An 18,164-nucleotide genomic window follows, 5' to 3' on the forward strand; every position below is an offset into this window, starting at 1 on the left:
CTCTTTACGATAAATTGTTGTAAACAAGATAGCCAGACTGAAGATCAAGTACGGCACTTGGTAAAATATCAATCGTCACATCGTTGCCGGCAGAAATACCATCCCCCACTCCAATACCTTCCGCACTTGTTCTTGCACGACTCACCACGGAACAATTACCATTAACTTGTAATATACCTTTTGTTAATTTTAGACCAGTTGGCGTTGAAAACAGCGTTGCAGAATTTAAGATCATGGCAGACGTTGAATCAACTAATCGTAATAATGCATTATTATTCGTTATCGGATCGTACGAGAACGTTACTTTTTCATCAAGATATAACGAAGAACGAGGTTTTACATAACTTGTTTGTGGTGAACAATAAGCAAACGTTGTATTAGGACCCGTTAATATACATTCATCATAAAAATCAATCGAACCTTTTGAAAAGCTAACATCCCCTGTCTGTATACATTCAATATTTTGCAAAATAAAGCGGCCAGCATTATCAAGACAACGAACACGAGAACCACTCAATCCTTTGATCGTAATATTTTTCATCGTCAGCGTTGATCCGCGTTCAACAAGAATTTGACCGGTAGTCCCAAGATCGATAATTGTACCCTGACCATTCAACGTTGCAGCACCACTAAAAGTCCACGTTCCCGACAGCTTAACATTACTTGAACCAAGCGACATAAACAAACCACCACTGGCATCAAGCGTCAACGTACTGGTCCACGAATAATCAGCCCCTACCAACATGATCGCTTTATTGCCCATGGTGACCGTCCCAGTACCGTTAATAACATTGCCTGCACCAAACGTTAATAAATTGCCAAGCGTTAAATTGCCACCGCTCATCGTTATATTGTTAAACACACGTCCAAAAATATTTAAATTAAGCTGCGCGGTACTACCTTGCATGTTAATTGGCATACCAATATTACCCATGCCTTGAATAACATTGCCAGAACCAGTAACAATAGTCGGCAGCGGCGTAGCTCCAGATTTAATAATAATTTGCCCATTGCCTGCCAATTGATTGGCACCAGATGTGGAACGCTGTCCAGTAATTTGATATTCAATACCCGGCTGAAAAACACTGTATTGATTGTACGTCATTGACTTACCAGCGGCAATAACGGTACGAGCACCAGTCGCAGGCAAAATCCCGACATTTTTCAATAACATATTTTGATTAACATAAAAAGACATCTTACTACCAATTTCAAGTCGAGGATTGTCTGATCGTGAAAGAAATACATTGGTATTAGTACCTTCATAAACAAGCGCTCCGCGAGGAATATGCAAGACTGAGCCAGCCAACAATTCACACACTGGATCATGTGCCGCAACACCATCACCAATAATAAAACCAAATTGAGAAGAGCTCGATTTTATATCAAAATAAAGATCGCCACCAATCGTAAAAGAACCGCGTGTTAAATGCATTCCTGAGGCAGTAACTACCAAAGAAGCATTCTCAAACGCCCACTCAGAAGAAAAATCTTGCAAATAAAGCGGTTCACGACCATAAGAATTTTTTCTACCAATCGACATAGCAGCACCAGAACTGACATGAAGTGTTGAATAGGCATTGATGGTACTGGTTAATGCACTTTGATAAAAGAACGTCGCGCTACCACTGATATCAAAAAACTTATCACAGACAAAACTACCCACGGTAAATGAGTAATCTGCATTCATACTTAAAGAAGAATTATCAAAAATTATCTGCCCAGAATTATCAAAGCAACACACATCATTACCGCCAACATCGCGCAGCTGAACATCTTTAAAGCGAAGACTTGAATTTTTATTCACTAAAATTGAACCAGAAGCAACCAAATCAAGCGATTTACCGTTACCCAAAATGGTCCAGTCACCATCAAACGTCAACCCCGATGCTAATTTCACATCTGAATTGAGCGTTAAGAAAGCATGCGAGCTGGTAAAAAATATTGAGCTAGTTATCGTAATATCTTCAGTCGGCAAATCAATGGTATAATGTTCCGCATCAACAATACCGAAATCGGTAAAAAACGCACTATTCTGTAGTAATAAATTTGATCCCAAAATAAGTTTACCGCCATTGAGTGCTATATCGTACGATACTGCTTTTCCTAAACCAACCGTCAATTCAGCAGTTTGATCAGTTAAAATAATTGGCCCACTCATACCACCAAACCCATACAGCTTGTTCCCTGTACTCGTAACCAATAAAACCATTGGAAATGCACCGTCAGCCACAATAACACTGTCATTACCAGCAAGCAACGTAGTAATATCATCGTACTGATAACCAGTCATAACATAATCAAGACCAGGAGAGGTGACACCATAATCTTCATAAGAAAGTGTTTTGCCCGGGGCAAGAACAAAAAGCCACGTACCATCAGAATTGATAGTCAGGTTTTTAACAATCATATCCTGTTCAAGATTTAAATAAAATTCCGGGCCAACCTCAATCTCTGTATTTCTGGTACGGGATTGAAAACTAAGCGGATTTGTAACGTTAATGGTTACATGTCCTTTTGGTATCCGCGCAACCGTTGCAGCATTCCACGAAAGAATCATATCACCTTCAGGAATACCATTACCAAAAATCAAGCCATTCCAAGTTGCCGTTGAATGAATATCAAGAAAAGCTTCTCGGTTCATAACAACCGTACCTCGCGTCACCCGCATCCCAGAGCTAGTTATCGACCAAGTTGCATTATCAACAATCAATTGAGAGGTTAAATCTTCAAAATACAATGGTTGTCGACCAAATGGTTGTTGACGGCCTATCGCCAAGGTCGTATCTGGCTTCAATAAAAATTGTGATGATTGATCAATGGTACTAGTCAAGCCACTTTGATAATTGAAGGTAAAAGGACCATCAAGCGTACAATCATTTTCAATCTTTAAACTACCAACGGTAAATGAATAATCGTTACTTAAAAGAATATTGATCGAATCAAAATGAAATATACCTGAATTATCAAAACAACGAATAACATTATCATGAACACGACGTAACGTAACATTTCTTAATTCTACAAAAGAATTTTTACCAACAATTAAAGCACCGCTTGAACTAAAATCAAGCATATTACCGTTACCATTAATAACCCAATGACCATTAAACGTTAGCGGCGACGCCATAATAGTATCTGAATTTAAGCGGAAAACAGCACCATTCCCATTGAGATTCAACGTACTTGTTAAAACCACATTCGTAGCTGGTAAGTCAACTGAGTACCCATAAGCTTGAACTTTACCAGAACCAGTAATAACCGCGTTATTTCCAAAAGTAATATCATTTCCTAAAATGATCGTACCGCCATGCAAAACAATATTACTCAGTACTCTGCCCATTAAATCTAAACACAATTGGGAGCCACCATCGGCAAGCGTAATCGGACTGTAAATATCACCCGGCCCTGCAAAAGTATTATTAGTGCCTTTAACAAGTGCATAAAATGGATAGAAGCCTTTTTCAACAAATAAATATCCATTGCCGCCAAAAAGCTCCTGAATACCGTTAAGATACGTTGCAGTAATTGTATAATCGCCATACGCCGTTGAAACACCGGTATTATTGTAATAAATGTGCTTACCAGGAAGTAATTCAGTATCGCTGTAGGGATCTACCTTAATAGTAACATTCGCAAGCACCATATCTTGGTTAACATGCATAATAGACCCGAGACCACGACGAATAAACCGCACATCAACGTCATCCGTCAAGAAATTGTCACCATCAATAATATCATAAATCATACGACCACGTTTTAAATGAAAAACAGCTTCTGGATATAATTTAAACGTCAGGTCATTCGGAATACTAACACCATCACCCATTGCCAGCGCACTCATGGTATTGGTCGAATAAACATCAAGTTTAACAGCACCATCCCCCACAAATTTACCGCGCGTCAACCGCGCGCCAGAGCTGGTCACCGCCAAGGTACTATTATTCATTTTGATGATTGAAGAACCATCTTCAAAATAAAGTGGCTCACGACCATAGTACCCAGTTTTACGCCCAATTTCTAACGTACCAAGATCGGTAAATTCCCAGCACGAATCTGCTTTAATCGTGCTAGTAAAACGAGAATCATATTTAAACGTATGAGAACTTGAACAAACAACATCATTCAAAAAGGTAATGCTACCATTGGTAAAAGAGTAATTGTCACTTTGTACTAAGCGCACATTATCAAATAATAACGTTGCAGAATTATCAAGACACAAAAGTTTTTTATTTTTCAGACCATCAAGTTCAAGATTTTTAAGAGTTAAGCTAGAACCACTATCAACAATAAGAACGCCAGTATTACCAAGCGTAACATTATTTTTTTTGCCATCAAGAACACAAGTACCACGAAATTTGAGAGTCCCACTGATAATCGTATCATTACTAAAATAAACATTCGCATTATGAAATACAGTATTGTTAACGCGCGGCAAATAAGTAATACTGCTCGCAAAATCAACCGTATGATTATTAGCATAAAAAATACCAGTTGATGCCAATGTCGAGGGATTATTAAAAATTAAATCGCTGGTCAAATAAAGCAAACCGCCCTGCAAATCAATAGATCCAGCAACAGGAAATACTGAATTAAAAGTACAAGTAGTTTGTGCATCTCCAAAACTAAAGCCGTTTTTCATCCAGCCAAAGCCATGAACAATGTTGGGAGTTAAAAATGAATCGTTATCTGAAGTCGGAAAGGTGGTATTGCTTACGATTGAAACCAGCGAATCTGAACCTACTGGTCCTGAAAATATATTAAAAGGTACACAAACATACAGAACGGTCAGAAGAAGTAAAAATTTTTTACTACCCACTCTTGTGATCTCCTCTACTTTCTCTCTTTTTTTTTACACGACCTTTTTGAATCATGCAAAATTACCCTAACGTAGAAAATTTTAGGACGCAAGTATTTATTGAAAAATTAAAAAAAGGCACTAGAATACATTCCAAAAAAGAATGAACAAATAGAGACAAAGACAGAATGAAAAAATTTATTTTTGTATCATTATTGTGCAATATCGAATTGTCGATAGGATTTTTTTAACCGAAACGCTTCATGTACTTCGTTGCTTAATAGCCTCATTAACACTTTCAACAGAAATATCTTTAATCAATTGAGAGCGTTTTTTTGTCATGACAATCGTACTTAACTGCTTGTTCCACGGCACCCACTCAGTTTTTTTTTGATGCATCAACACCACTACCGGCACGCCAAGTGCCGGCCCCAAATGAACAACCAACGTTTCAACAGAGACAATGAGCGAGCACATACTCAAAATTGATGAAAGCTGAAAAAAACTACGGTCGGTCGTAAAAATATGAACATTGGCCATGCATTCGCGATCAACATTTTTTTTCACATCAGCCAAAACTGAAGGAATGGCATTAACTAAAAAAGTAGCATTTTTCCACTGCTTTTCTTTTTTCATTTCTTTAATTAATTGAATTGCTTGCGCAATGGTCCAACAGCGCTTTGCAGCCTTGGCAAACGTATTAATAAAAACAAGCTGCCCATCGGGCTTAACATACTTATCCGGTTCAAGAGCATCAAGCACTATGCGCGCATTGGCTTCCCATGACTCAGGAATTATGACAAAAGGCGCTCGCTGTGCTTGTGTTGTTTCCACACCCAAAAGCATAGAAAACCAAACAGCATAGACATCAGAAATATGATGCTCATTCCCAGCCAATTTACGTACCTCTGAAATTGACAACGTTGCATTAAGCTTGTAGTAACGATAGCGCTTAAAAAGCGAAAGAAAAAATATTTTATTTTTTAGACCTGCAGCAAAACCACACTTACCGGCAATAGAACGCGCCAACTTTGCATACACATGCCCCCGAATTGGGCACAGAGCAACCACGATCGGATAAGCCTGATTCTTTGCTTGGGCCAATGAATTATTAAAGGTTTCGGGCGAATAAGTTTTTGTATAAATTTTGTTAAAAAATGGCACAGTAGTAAGCCAGTCATACAACGAATAATTTTGCAAATTTTTCCAACGCCACCAGCAGCGCGTTCGCTGTACTTCATCAACCCACACATCAATTTTGATATGCGGATATTTTTGAGAAAATACTTTAAAAAACGTTTGCATATAAACAAAATCGCCAATTCCCAAATGCGTTATAAAAAGAATCTTATCGGCTTTTTGTAACAACTCATCGGGAACTAGTTGCTTATGCATACCTTTTTAACTTTCAAATCTAAACAATATTTTGAACTTGTTCGCGCGCTTTTTCTAACTCAACTTTGATATCGACACAAAGCGAACTAATATCAAAATCCGAACATTTTGCCATCGTAGTATTTGTTTCACGCAGCAGCTCTTGCAAAATAAAATCTAAGCGCTTTCCCTTATCATCTTGCTTGGCGGCAAACAACGCCTCAACACTTTTCAAGTGACTATTAAAGCGCGTAATTTCTTCATGCACATCAGCCTTATTAAGCTGACCATACAAATCATCAAGTTGCAAGCGCGCTAAATCATCACCTTGTTCGACCACCACACGTTTTTGTTCACACTCTTTTTTTAATTTATCCAAAAGAACTTCGGATCCTTGTTTGATCTGTTGAATCTTTTGACCACAAATTTTGAATCGTTCCAACAAATCCTTTTCTAAACGAGCACCTTCTTCGGCACGAACGGCAATCAATACTTGAGCTGCTTGATCTACAACTGTTAAAATTGCTTTTTGACCATCCACCGACAAATCACCCCGCGTGGCAACAAAGACATTGGGCAACAGCAATAAATCTTGCAACGTCAAATCGCCCTGCAACCCAAACTTACTTTTTATGTTTGCAACCGTTTCTAAATATTCTTCAATATTTTTCATGGACGGCGTTATGTGACTCAAAATCTCATTATCGCCAGTAAACCGCACCGTCAAATACAACCGTCCACGTAAAAGCTTTTTTTGCAAAAGATTAATGATATCAACTTCAAGGCTATTAAGTGAATTAGGCAACTTGCAGGTTGCTTCAAAAAAACGCGAATTAATCGTTTTTATCTCAACACTTATTCCAACGGTGCCCACTTCAGGAATATCAATGGTAGCAGATTTGCTACTAAAACCAGTCATACTTAATAGCACAAGCGTTCTCCTTTTTTTCTATCCAAGGTTAGAATATACGTTTTGAACATCATCATTATCTTCAAGAGCTTCAAGAAACTTAAAGACTTTTTCTTCTTCGTCTTGATGGTCAAGGTGCATGGGCGTTTTTGCAAGCCACTCAATCTGCGCATCGTCAACTTTAAGGCCGGCATCTTCAACTACTTTTTTAACGGCATACAAATCTTTAATACCGCAGCTTACCGTCACAATGCCTTCGTATGAAGAAATATCATCAATATCATAGTCCAACAATTTTTCCAACAATTCATCTTCATTAATTGAACCAGCAGCACGAACAACGCCTTTGTGCTCAAACATCCATGCAACCGCCCCACCTTCAGCCATGTTACCATGATTTTTGGTAAAAATGTGACGCAAGTCTGCAGCCGTTCTATTGCGATTGTCAGTCAATGCCTCAACCATAACCGCCGTCCCTACTGGGCCATAACCTTCGTATGTTACCGCTTCGTAATGCGCACCTTCAAGTTCGCCCGTTCCTTTTTTTATAGCACGGGCAATGTTGTCTTGCGGCATATTGCACGCTTTTGCTTTATCAAGAACGGTACGCAAACGAGCATTACCTTCTGGGTCGCCCCCGCCTTCACGCGCTGCTACGGTAATTTCTTTAACAACTTTGGTAAATACTTTGCCGCGAGCAGCATCAAGTTTTGCTTTTTTATGTTTAATCGTCGACCATTTAGAATGTCCAGACATACTCACTCCTCAAAATTATGACGTCAATGCCTCACTATCATTCAAAAATAAGTAGGAAAACAAGATATAAATGTAGCTTCTTTGTGCTTCTTTGTCGATAGACAAAGCACACCAACCGGCATAAATTTCATGAAAAAAATGAAAAAACAGATCCTGAAAAAGATGCCAGGCTGACGTATTTTATAAAATTTGCAAAATAGTACAAATGGCAATAAAATTGAAAAAATAGTTAAACCGAAAGGAGGCATCTAAAAACAATCATCGTCTTTCGCAATTACCAGCACTTTTCATAGCATAAAAAAGGAGAATTTTTATTATGATAATGCTCAAAAAAAATTACATGGCCGAACTCATTGGCACCTTCTTTCTTACTTTTGCCATTTGCTTAACCGGCAACCCACTCGCTATCGGCCTCATGCTGACCGCCATGATCTACATCGGCAAAAACATTTCGGGCGCACACTACAACCCAGCACTTTCTTTGGCAGCATGGTTTAAAGGAAAACTCAGCGATCAAGATTTGGCTGGATATATCGGCTCACAAACACTAGGTGCTCTTGTTGCCTGCGTACTCTTTTTTATTTTATCAAATAATACCCACACCCCGCACCCGCTCGAAAGCATCAAGCTCTGGGAAGCTCTTTTGATTGAAGCACTTTTCTCTTTTATTTTTGTCAGTGTATGGCTCGCACTTGATGCTGAAAAAACAAAAAGCACAACCGATGGCTTGGTTCTCGGCCTGACACTTACCGCCGTTCTTTTTTGTGCTGGCGAACTGACTGGCAGTACCTTCAACCCAGCAACTGGACTTGGCGCATTACTTTTCAGCGCTATCAAAACAGGTCCGCATGGCCTTATCAATATGATTACCTATGGCTTTGGCCCACTACTCGGTGCTTTATTGGCAACCATTTTTCAAAAAAAACTCATCTAATACATGCCAAATTAAAAAAGGCCTTCGAGTTTTCGAGGGCCTTTTTTAATTACTTTTTTTTTAAAACTATCTGATGATTACGCAATCAGTCCTGACAAAATCATCATAATGCCTGGCACATGATTCACAAGAACGGTTGCAACAAAGGTAACAAACACCGGCGTTTTAATCCATTTAAAGCCGAACAACACATGCGCACTTTGAACAAGCGCCAACACCAACAAAGCTGGATAAATTAATGAAATAACCGGCATGGTCACTTTCATAATACCACTAAAGCCTAAATTGGACATGATGGTTGAAATTGCTACCGTAATTCCTAACGCAACTGGATAGCTCAACTTATCCATCAAAACTTCTTTTTGCAAATAGGTTGCAAATACTGAGGTAAGCGCTACAGCCGTTGCAAAGCAAGAAATAGCAACGGTAATATTTGGCAAAAAGCCACCAACATTACCAAGCACAATGCGAGACAATTCACTAAAAATATCGCCATCAGCAACGTTTACAATTTGAGCACCATTAAATGCGGCGACCAATGAAAAGCCAACATACACCGCACCAATCAAAAACGCACCCACACAACCTGCAAGTAAACCCATCATAGCAAGTTTTTTATAGTTTGGCGGGCCATCTTCGCCCTTGCGCAAACCAGAAAAAATGAGTCCTGAAAAGAATATAACACCAAGCAAATCGCCGGTTGCATACCCCGTCGTCATGCCAATAAAAAAATTACTCATACTACTTGCGACAGCTGGCAACAACTCATGCGGTTGTAGCAAACCTTTAACAATCACCACAAAAAGCAACCCAACCTTGAGTGGTCCCAAAACGGTTCCCAAGATGTCCATTATTTTGCTTCTTTTGATGGTCGCCAAAAATATCAGCACACCAGAAATCAAAGAAAAATAAAAAATACTAAAAGATGGGAAATACAATTTTACTGCCGCATGAGCAACCGTGATGGTACGTGGCGTTAGCGCAAACGGCCCAATCAAAATCATGCAAACTAAGACGATCAATGCACACGGAATTCTGCCCAAGCTACCCAACAATTTTTTATATTGCCCGTCGCACAACATGGTAGCAACCAAACCAATCAACGGCACCAACACAGCGGTAACCAAAAAGCCCAACAAGGCAAACCAAATCTTGTCGCCACAATCACGGCCAAGCATCAACGGATAAATAACGTTCCCAGCACCAAACAACATCGCGAATATGGCAAAGCCAACAGAAATTATATTAGCAAAATTCATTATGAATCCTCACTATGCTTGCTTAAAAAAGCATGCGTACAAATAAAAAAAAATAAGAAAAAAATGACAGGCGGATTTAATTAGATGGCAAGGTATAACATGAACACGCGCGAGCGCAGCATAATTCGACACGAGCCAGTAAGAGCGACCACGGCGACGACGGCCACGGCCACAGCTGCCACGACAATGTTGGCAATCATGGAATAAGGACGGGTAATGAAGTTTCCGTTATTCAATTGACTCGGCAAAGCGCTCGTAGTAAAAGCATTCATGCTTCCTCCTCATTAGAGTACCTGATGAAATGTAAAACCAACACACGACCAATCACACAAATTTTCAATGTGAAATAGCGTTTCGATCGTATCACAAAACGCCTTTATTTGCAACTATATAATTTATGAAGGGCATGTTCATACCCTGAATATCAAGGTTATAAACATGCCCGTTCATTCAGATTGGCATTTTAATGAAGGTATCGCGCGTGGTCAAAACGCAGGGTACCTTTTTGGTTATTATTTGGCAAATTCTCGTCTTGCTTCGGCAATTTCTACTTTAGTAACTGGCAACTTACTAACTGATTCAAGAATACGCAAAATATTAAATTTCGCATAATTATTAATTCTATGTTTTGAAAGTGGGTCGATTAAACGCTCTTTTATGCGCCATGAAAGTTCTTCATCTAACTCTACATCCGTTTTATACAAATAAACGATTTCTGCATCATTAAGATTTTTAGACTGCATTTTCGCCCATAGTCGCACTTCTTCTAAAGACCCACCATCAGCCAACTTTTTTGCCATCTCTTCAGCAATGTACCACGCTGTGTTAATTTTTTTCTCAGAAAAGTAGTAGTACGCAATCCCGCCAATTACGACGACCGCCACTACAACGCCGGCAATGATCATCATTTTTTTATGATTATCTTGCGGCACCTCAACCCCAAAATCGTCAACATAAGCTGCTTGGTCAATCGCTTGTTGCGCCAACAACAAAGTTTGTTCGGCCGAAAGATTGTAAAATTGTGCGTGTTCAATAAGTGCGGCAACTTCTTTTTGAACCTTTGACGCTGTCTGAGCTGTTGCAAAGCTAGGAGCTGATTGCATACTTAAACTAAGAACTAAAAGAGATATTATTTTTTTCATTATGCTTCTTTGATTCAATTATTTTTTAAAATTTTGACACTAAAAAAGGGCATTCAGAAGAACGCCCTTTTTTTAAATTAATAAACTAAAACGAAATAAGATTTATTTAGTTTTGTTCTTTAGCTTTTTCTGCATCGTCTTTAGCTTTTTTTTCAGCTGCTTTGACTTTATCTTCGCCAGCTTTTACGATAGCGGCATCATTCATTGCTTGTGCAATAAACTTATCGCCAAACGCAAGAACTGCTTCTTGTTGTGTGTAATGCGCAACGTCATCAGCTAAATCAAGCATTGTTACTACTTGTGCTTTATCTTCAGCTTTAACATCTTTCAAGATTTTTTCAACTTCTTTGTCAAATGCTTCTTTATCTTTTGCATTTTTTGCTGCTTTTATAACTTTGTTAGCAAGTTTAACTTGAGCAGGTGTTTTGTATGCATTGTAAGCCATTTGGCCAAGCACTACAACTGCTGCTGTTGCTGCTGCTGTACCTGCAACGGTCAAAAGAAGTTTTTTATGTTTTTTGATGACATTAACTTCTGATTGATCTTCAAGTGCAGCTTGAGCAATAACTTGTTCAACTGCTTCCATGCCTTCTGCTTGTGCAAGTGCAACAAGTGCATCTACATTGTTTGCAGAAACGTTACCAACAAGACCAAGGGACAATGAAAGAACTAATGCTTTCTTAATCATGGTGATCATTCCTTACTATAAAAAATTATACTTAAACTAAACACTTCTTCTTTAAAATCGTTATGTACAACGTCGCATGCCTCATGAGTGATGAGAATGTAGTAAAAAAAACCAGACAAGTCAATTTAAAGCTTAAGCAAAAGCCTATTCTGTTAAACTTTTTTGCGTTTCAAAAATTTCTCCACACAGTTTTTGTTTCAATGAAATTATTTTTTGCGGTGTGATCTGTCGACCACGAGATGTTTTTTGCAATAATCCCAGTCGAATCAAATAAGGCTCACAAAAATCTTCTAACGTATCCTTATCTTCGCCCGTCATTGCCGCCAACGTTTCAAGACCAACGGGACCACCTTGAAAGTCCTTAATAATATGAACCAAAATTTTACGATCAAGTTTTGTTAAACCATCTTCATCGATATCTAAAAATTGTAATGCTTGATTCACCACAACGGTATCAATCACGTGACAATTATGAACTTGCGCAAAGTCGCGCACGCGACGCATAATTCTTTTTACCACACGCGGCGTACCACGCCCACGCTTACCAATAATCAACGCTGCTGCAGGCTCAATGGGCATCCCCAAAAAATTTGCATTCTTTTCAACAATGGCCGCCAATTCTGCCGGCTCATAAAAATCAATACGCTCAACAATCCCAAATCGTGTTTGGAGCGGCCCTGAAAGTGAACCTGTTTTTGTTGTAGCACCAATTAAGGTAAAAGGATTAATTGGCAAGCGGATAGATTTCGCACCAGCACCTTGGCCGATGATGACATCAACACAAAAATTTTCCATGGCGCTGTACAAAATTTCTTCAACATTTTTTGGTAGACGATGAATTTCGTCAATGAACAAAACTGCTTTTGGTTCAAGACTTGAAATGATCGCCACCAAATCTCCCGCACGCTCAAGAACAGGCGCGCTCGTTACTTTAAAATCAACACCAAGTTCTTTGGCAATGACTCGCGCAAGCGTCGTTTTGCCAAGACCAGGCGGACCAAAAATAAGCACATGATCTAAATGCTCATCGCGCAACTTTGCTGCCTTAACATAAACATTCAATTTTTCCTTAATAACCGATTGACCAAGATAGTCGTCAAACGTGGACGGCTCAAAAGTAAAAATCTTATCTTCCGCTATTTCTTGTAAACTGAGCAACTCTACAGGCGCCTCAAGATTCATAACTTCTCTCATTTTTATTAACAGATTGTCCAAAGCGATTTTATATGCTATCAAAAATATTACAATGAAGAAAGTTTTTGAAAATATTTTTTTGCAACCGAAACATATAACTCATCAAGGAGCTCGTAAATGAATATACTCATGAAAAGTATTATGGCCGGAACGCTCTGCCATCTTTCGTTGCACGCTAGCACATCACAAGGAGATTTTATGCATTTAGCAATGCCACCCGCCTCAATTGAACAGTTTCACGAAATTGCTATAAAGTTTAATACTAACTTAGTTGATTTATACAATTCGCTCAGCCAGCCCGAGCGCATCATGCTGTATTATTTATGGCGCGCTAGTATGCCGGGCAACCGCATCGCCACCGACCAACTGCATCGCCATGGCGTTCAGATTTTAGATTTATTTAAAACTCTTGAACTGAATAAAAAAACAATTGCCAAAATTTCGGCAGCAGATTTGGGCTGCGACCCCGCACAATTTATTAAAGACGCTCAAACATACTTAATTTATTTGTGGACCAACCACGGACAATATTTTTTACGCGAACATTCAAACGAAAAACGCACGCCAAAAAAACTCGGGCTCAAAACATTAACACCTGAAACGCTTGCAAAAGCACTCAATGCTGTCGGCATTAATGACGCTGAAGAAATTATCGAAACACTCGCACAAACCATTTTTGATGAAAACTATGAATCAACGTGCACCATCCCCAACAACATCGAACAAAGTGCCGTCAACATGTACGCGCCAAATTTTACTGAAAAAGATTATCAACAACTCACGGCGCACGAACGCAATAAATTAAATGCCTACTTTGATATCGACACAGCGGGCGGCAAACACGCACCACGCATGACGCCCTACGCCATTCAAGGTCGTTATGGCGATGAACTGACAGTTGCCCAACACTGGCTAAAAAAAGCCTACGAACACGCACAACAAAACCCAACACTCTTTGACGCTCACTTTGTCAAAAGTTTAGAGCATTTAATTAATCACTTAGAAAACGGTAACGAAGAATCTTTTAAACTGCATTCAATTGAATGGCTCAAAAGTAGCAGCAAAATCGATTACAATTTTGGTTTTATTGAAACATACAACGATCCAAAATCACAACGCGGCCATTTTCAAGCAGAAGCAACTATCAAAGCAGTTGATATTCAAAAACTCAACGCACTTCTGCCGGCCATTGAAAAAGCAATGCCCCTCCCACCAACATTTAAACGCGACACGCTTGATCAAGGAACGGCAAGTATTCCAAATGCGTCGATCAATCTGAAAGTTTTTGGTGCCGGCGGCCTGGGACCAATGTTTATTACCGCTGCCTACTGCCTACCAAATGACGAAGACATTCGTTCATCGCATGGCTCAAAGCAAATTATTTATCCGGCAGAAAAAGGGCTTGAAAGTATGATCAACCCAGACCTTGCCCGCCAACTTTCTTATTTAAAAGATGAAGCTGCATGGCTTGCACTGCACGACCCCAACGATGAGCTGGCACAAGATATCTGGAATGTTCAATGCATTTTGCATGAAACAATTGGCCACGGCAGCGGTAAACTGGCAACACATACTTTTCAAGAGAATGAGAACCGTTCGATCGGTGGCATAACGTACAACGTTGGCGACACAATTCCGGTTACCAACAAAAACATTAGTGAATTTTTGGCTGGCTATGAAAGCACAATCGAAGAATTGCGTGCTGAAATCAACGCACTCTACATCAGCATTAACCACTTGCCAGCACTTCAACAAGCAGGGCTACTGACCGCATGGGCCAATAAATTAACCAACGACGAGATGATCAACCATCTTATTTTGGGCATGGCAAAAACAGGCTTACGACGATACTTGCAACAAAGTGATAATGCGACCGAAATTGCTGGGGACCATGCGCGCGCCAACTGTACTATCATGTACTATTTAATTGACAACGGCGGGCTCGAACTTGCTGAAGAAACGGCAACAGTCAACAACAAACAACACACGGTTGTAGGCCTACGTATTGCTAACCTTGAAAAAACGTATGCGGCGATCACTAAACTTATGCAACTGGTACAACACATTAAATCAACCGGCGATAGCTTGGCGGCACAAAATTTGATTGAAACGTATGGCCGTCCGCTCCGTCATCCAAATTACCTCAAATATTTAAAAGAAAATAAACAAGCGATTGTTGGCCATTTAAAAACAAGTGCCGTTTTAGCACCACACTTGAGCCCTGTTTTTGACGACAATAAAGCAATTGTTGCCATCAATGCTTCATGGCCACACGATGCATTTGAGCAAATACATTATTATGCTCAACGGGAGCTTTCAACTGTTTAGGTTCTATTTTCTTGTTATTTTACAAAAATCAGGTACAATTTTGGTGGGTTGCTAGCTCAATGGTAGAGCAACAGACTCTTAATCTGCAGGTTCAGGGTTCGAGTCCCTGGCGACCCACCATCATCTTCTTGAGCTCTTGCAAGAGTGGCGAAATTGGTAGACGCGCTGGCCTTAGGAGCCAGTCCTCGAGAGAGGGTGGGGGTTCGAGTCCCCCCTCTTGCACCACGTAACTTTTTCACAATATTATTTTAACACTTGACCATGATATGCAATCGTGTGTTATCCTGAAAAACATTGAATAGTTTTTTTTGCGCCTATCTTGTTAAAAAGGAGAACACATGGATAGTAGCACAACGAAAAATCATTTCGACCAGAAAATTGACCCTCTCAAAGATTCTTTAAAAAAGAAGCAACAGCCGGGTTTAACTTTTTCTGTACATCAAATTTCGTCGCACTTGCTCAAAATCATCATTGATATTCATCCGCAGATTACGCAAAGCCTCTACAACCAAACAATTGAACTTTTCAAAGGGAAAAATTTAGATGGTTTCAATAAAACAGAAATACCATCTTCGTATGTTGAAGAAGTTTTTAAGAATGAAATAAACAAAAAGATTAAAAACTACCTTCTCAAACATTTGGTAATCGATCATTTGATGACCGAAATTTTAGCGCGCAAAATTTTAATGGCAAACTATCCACGACTCAATTCAATAACCTTCAACCCTGATCTTTCCGTTTCTTTTACGTTTGATATTTCAACCGCGGACCCTATCGCTTTCAAAGAATGGAAACATTTTTCATTCAAAGCACCAAAGCGCAAAAAATATAAAGACTTGGATAAGCAGGTCATACAATTTATGGATAAAGAAACAATCTCTGAACGTAAACAAAATCATTCTTTAATTGAAGAAGGAGATTGGGTTTGTTTTCAGGCAACGCTTTTTAATAATACCAACGAAGCTGTTTCAAAAAATTTAATAAATACGTTTTGGATTAAAATTAAAACACATGAAATATCAGACCCGCTTGGCACACTTTTTTTAGGCAAACATATCAATGACTCGTTTATCACGAACCATCTTGATTTAGAAGATTCAACCAATGATTACGAAAATTATCGCTATAATTTTTTACTCAGTGTTAATTCAATCATTAAAGGTACTAACCTTTCGCTCGATTGTTTTAAAAGTGCTTTTAAGCTTAAAAACAAAACCGAAGTCCACAACAAACTGATGGAAGTTTTTTCTTATCGCAACGACCAGTCACAACGCAAATCTATTATTGAAGAAATTTTCCACCTGTTTTTAACTAAACATCGTTTTGAAATTCCTAAGCATCTTATTTTGCGCCGACAAGAAGATATTCTACTCTCGCTGACCCAACAACCTGATTACCAAGTTTACAAAGCGCAAAAAGATTTTGGCATCCACATTGAACAATTAGCAGAAAAACAACTCAAAGAAGAAGTGTTAGTCGATCAAATTGCCTACAACGAAAATATTAAGATCGAGTTCAAAGACATGCAACACTACCTCCACCTTTTTAACTCCAAGCGACTACGAGAATTTGTTTATTTCAAGCCACTTATTGAAAAGATAGACTTGGTAAATAAACCTATTAATACCGGCATGCTAGCCCAAACGATTATGCGCGAAAAGACGCTGAACCATATAATTTATGTCCTCACACACTGACACGCCAAAGGCGCTAAATTTCAATATAATTCCTAGCTTGCACTTCATGCGTTTATCAGTTACAATGGGAACAGGTGATTGAAGCAATATTTTCAGATTGCAACAATCGTAACAAAAAAATGATCATCGCTAGGAGCAATCGTGTCAATAACGTATAAACCAAGTAACAAAAAACGTAAAAGAAAGCATGGCTTTCGTAAGCGTATGGCAACCTCCAAAGGCCGCGACATTTTAAACCGTCGCAGAGCTAAAGGCCGTAAACGCCTTGCCGTTTAAAGATTTTAGGGGCCGCAAGGCCCTTTTTTCATGCCATTGAAACTATGGAACTTATTTCAAAAGTATTACCTGCCCGCACCCTTCGAGACACCCCGCTACGCAGGGTTCCTCAGGGAAAACGGGATAGAATCTGAAAGTATGAGAGTTAGATCAAAAACACCACCCAAAACACCGGTCTCCCTGAGGAGCTCTGAGTTTACGAAGAGCGTCTCGAAGGGTCGAAAGCCCTGCCTTAATAATAGAACCAACTTTATGACTAAATTACACAAAATGTTTTCCTTCCAAAAAAAAGAAATTGATGCCGCTTTTGTAAAAGCCCGGCTTGCCGGTCGCTGCAATGGCCTCAAACTGCTGCAGGCTGCAACACCCGTAGAACCTGGCAATGGTAAACTTTTGATTATCGTGCCCGGCAAAACTGGGAAAGCGCACGACCGCAATTTAGTACGCCGCCGCCTCAAAAGCATTTTTTATGAAGAAGGTCTTTATAACAAGCCCTTTCATTCAATCCTTTTGGTCTACAAACCAGCACTCGATTTGAGCTTTGATCAGCTCAAAGATTTCTTAGAAAAATGCTTTTCATGAAACTGCATCACCGCATTATTATCGCCTTTTTCGATCTGCTCCGCCCCGTTCTTGGCTACATGGGCATCTGCTGCATTTATCCCTTTTCCTGCTCAGACTATGTTAAGCTTGCGCTCGAACAAAAATTCTTACCCGTTGCTTTGCTCAAGATCGCACTGCGTGTGCTGAGCTGCAACCCCATCACCGCCCTCGCCCTGCGCCTTTCAAACCGCTTTAACTAAAACTC

At 39.5% G+C, this 18,164-nt stretch carries 15 protein-coding genes and 2 tRNA genes; 8 read left to right on the forward strand and 9 right to left on the reverse strand.

The window, feature by feature from the left end:
• Positions 1–4 precede the first annotated feature (4 nt).
• The 4 genes from IPF37_01045 to IPF37_01060 all read right to left on the reverse strand — a co-directional run bounded on the left by IPF37_01045 (position 5) and on the right by IPF37_01060 (position 7,838).
• On the reverse strand, positions 5–4,819 hold the full coding sequence (locus IPF37_01045) for a hypothetical protein (protein QQR49419.1): 4,815 nt from the start codon (positions 4,817–4,819) through the stop codon (positions 5–7).
• Between the two features lie 240 nt (positions 4,820–5,059).
• Positions 5,060–6,193, reverse strand: coding sequence for a glycosyltransferase family 9 protein (locus tag IPF37_01050; protein ID QQR49420.1), 1,134 nt, complete (start codon positions 6,191–6,193; stop codon positions 5,060–5,062).
• A gap of 19 nt (positions 6,194–6,212) precedes the next feature.
• Positions 6,213–7,103 (reverse strand): DUF1732 domain-containing protein, encoded by an 891-nt coding sequence (locus IPF37_01055; protein ID QQR49421.1) that lies wholly within the window; start codon positions 7,101–7,103, stop codon positions 6,213–6,215.
• Between the two features lie 18 nt (positions 7,104–7,121).
• Positions 7,122–7,838: a YebC/PmpR family DNA-binding transcriptional regulator gene (locus IPF37_01060; protein QQR49422.1), complete on the reverse strand. Its 717-nt coding sequence runs from the start codon at positions 7,836–7,838 to the stop codon at positions 7,122–7,124.
• A gap of 316 nt (positions 7,839–8,154) precedes the next feature.
• Between IPF37_01060 and IPF37_01065 the strand changes: the two genes are divergently transcribed.
• Complete coding sequence (locus IPF37_01065) at positions 8,155–8,772, forward strand: aquaporin (protein ID QQR49423.1); 618 nt, start codon at positions 8,155–8,157, stop codon at positions 8,770–8,772.
• A 77-nt stretch (positions 8,773–8,849) separates the two neighbouring features.
• Here the strand turns inward: IPF37_01065 and IPF37_01070 are convergent, their stop codons facing one another.
• The 5 genes from IPF37_01070 to ruvB form a co-directional block, all read right to left on the reverse strand.
• Positions 8,850–10,031: a branched-chain amino acid transport system II carrier protein gene (locus tag IPF37_01070; GenBank protein QQR49424.1), complete on the reverse strand. Its 1,182-nt coding sequence runs from the start codon at positions 10,029–10,031 to the stop codon at positions 8,850–8,852.
• A gap of 80 nt (positions 10,032–10,111) precedes the next feature.
• Positions 10,112–10,303, reverse strand: a complete 192-nt coding sequence (locus tag IPF37_01075) for a hypothetical protein (protein ID QQR49425.1) — start codon at positions 10,301–10,303, stop codon at positions 10,112–10,114.
• A gap of 240 nt (positions 10,304–10,543) precedes the next feature.
• Positions 10,544–11,173, reverse strand: coding sequence for a hypothetical protein (locus IPF37_01080; GenBank protein QQR49426.1), 630 nt, complete (start codon positions 11,171–11,173; stop codon positions 10,544–10,546).
• Positions 11,174–11,279: 106 nt separating this feature from the next.
• Positions 11,280–11,861, reverse strand: a complete 582-nt coding sequence (locus IPF37_01085; GenBank protein QQR49427.1) for a hypothetical protein — start codon at positions 11,859–11,861, stop codon at positions 11,280–11,282.
• Positions 11,862–12,005: 144 nt separating this feature from the next.
• Positions 12,006–13,055, reverse strand: coding sequence for a Holliday junction branch migration DNA helicase RuvB (gene ruvB, locus IPF37_01090; GenBank protein ID QQR49834.1), 1,050 nt, complete (start codon positions 13,053–13,055; stop codon positions 12,006–12,008).
• A gap of 117 nt (positions 13,056–13,172) precedes the next feature.
• Between ruvB and IPF37_01095 the strand changes: the two genes are divergently transcribed.
• The 7 genes from IPF37_01095 (at position 13,173) to yidD (ending at position 18,159) form a co-directional block, all read left to right on the forward strand.
• On the forward strand, positions 13,173–15,383 hold the full coding sequence (locus IPF37_01095; GenBank protein ID QQR49428.1) for a hypothetical protein: 2,211 nt from the start codon (positions 13,173–13,175) through the stop codon (positions 15,381–15,383).
• Positions 15,384–15,428: 45 nt separating this feature from the next.
• Positions 15,429–15,503 (forward strand) — tRNA-Lys (locus IPF37_01100).
• Positions 15,504–15,521: 18 nt separating this feature from the next.
• A tRNA-Leu gene (locus IPF37_01105) sits at positions 15,522–15,608 on the forward strand.
• A 113-nt stretch (positions 15,609–15,721) separates the two neighbouring features.
• A complete protein-coding gene (locus IPF37_01110) occupies positions 15,722–17,080 on the forward strand; it encodes a hypothetical protein (GenBank protein QQR49429.1) in 1,359 nt (452 codons plus the stop codon).
• A 141-nt stretch (positions 17,081–17,221) separates the two neighbouring features.
• Positions 17,222–17,356 carry a 50S ribosomal protein L34 gene (gene rpmH / locus IPF37_01115; protein QQR49430.1) on the forward strand — a complete coding sequence of 45 codons (135 nt, stop codon included), beginning with the start codon at positions 17,222–17,224 and terminating at the stop codon, positions 17,354–17,356.
• A 252-nt stretch (positions 17,357–17,608) separates the two neighbouring features.
• Positions 17,609–17,938 carry a ribonuclease P protein component gene (locus tag IPF37_01120; GenBank protein ID QQR49431.1) on the forward strand — a complete coding sequence of 110 codons (330 nt, stop codon included), beginning with the start codon at positions 17,609–17,611 and terminating at the stop codon, positions 17,936–17,938.
• Positions 17,935–18,159 (forward strand): membrane protein insertion efficiency factor YidD, encoded by a 225-nt coding sequence (yidD, locus tag IPF37_01125; GenBank protein ID QQR49432.1) that lies wholly within the window; start codon positions 17,935–17,937, stop codon positions 18,157–18,159. Before IPF37_01120 ends, yidD begins: the two co-directional genes overlap by 4 nt.
• Positions 18,160–18,164: the final 5 nt, after the last annotated feature.

It is taken from the genome of bacterium, from assembly GCA_016699045.1.
Taxonomy (GTDB): Bacteria; Babelota; Babeliae; order Babelales; family RVW-14; genus AaIE-18.

Excerpts from the sequence above, each read along its gene's own strand:
- IPF37_01050 (QQR49420.1), bottom strand. The coding sequence starts at position 6,193 with ATGCATAAGCAACTAGTTCCCGATGAGTTGTTACAAAAAGCCGATAAG.
- IPF37_01060 (QQR49422.1), bottom strand. The coding sequence starts at position 7,838 with ATGTCTGGACATTCTAAATGGTCGACGATTAAACATAAAAAAGCAAAA.
- IPF37_01065 (QQR49423.1), top strand. The coding sequence starts at position 8,155 with ATGATAATGCTCAAAAAAAATTACATGGCCGAACTCATTGGCACCTTC.
- IPF37_01070 (QQR49424.1), bottom strand. The coding sequence starts at position 10,031 with ATGAATTTTGCTAATATAATTTCTGTTGGCTTTGCCATATTCGCGATG.
- IPF37_01075 (QQR49425.1), bottom strand. The coding sequence starts at position 10,303 with ATGAATGCTTTTACTACGAGCGCTTTGCCGAGTCAATTGAATAACGGA.
- IPF37_01080 (QQR49426.1), bottom strand. The coding sequence starts at position 11,173 with ATGAAAAAAATAATATCTCTTTTAGTTCTTAGTTTAAGTATGCAATCA.
- IPF37_01085 (QQR49427.1), bottom strand. The coding sequence starts at position 11,861 with ATGATTAAGAAAGCATTAGTTCTTTCATTGTCCCTTGGTCTTGTTGGT.
- ruvB (QQR49834.1), bottom strand. The coding sequence starts at position 13,055 with ATGAGAGAAGTTATGAATCTTGAGGCGCCTGTAGAGTTGCTCAGTTTA.
- IPF37_01095 (QQR49428.1), top strand. The coding sequence starts at position 13,173 with ATGAATATACTCATGAAAAGTATTATGGCCGGAACGCTCTGCCATCTT.
- IPF37_01110 (QQR49429.1), top strand. The coding sequence starts at position 15,722 with ATGGATAGTAGCACAACGAAAAATCATTTCGACCAGAAAATTGACCCT.
- IPF37_01120 (QQR49431.1), top strand. The coding sequence starts at position 17,609 with ATGACTAAATTACACAAAATGTTTTCCTTCCAAAAAAAAGAAATTGAT.
- yidD (QQR49432.1), top strand. The coding sequence starts at position 17,935 with ATGAAACTGCATCACCGCATTATTATCGCCTTTTTCGATCTGCTCCGC.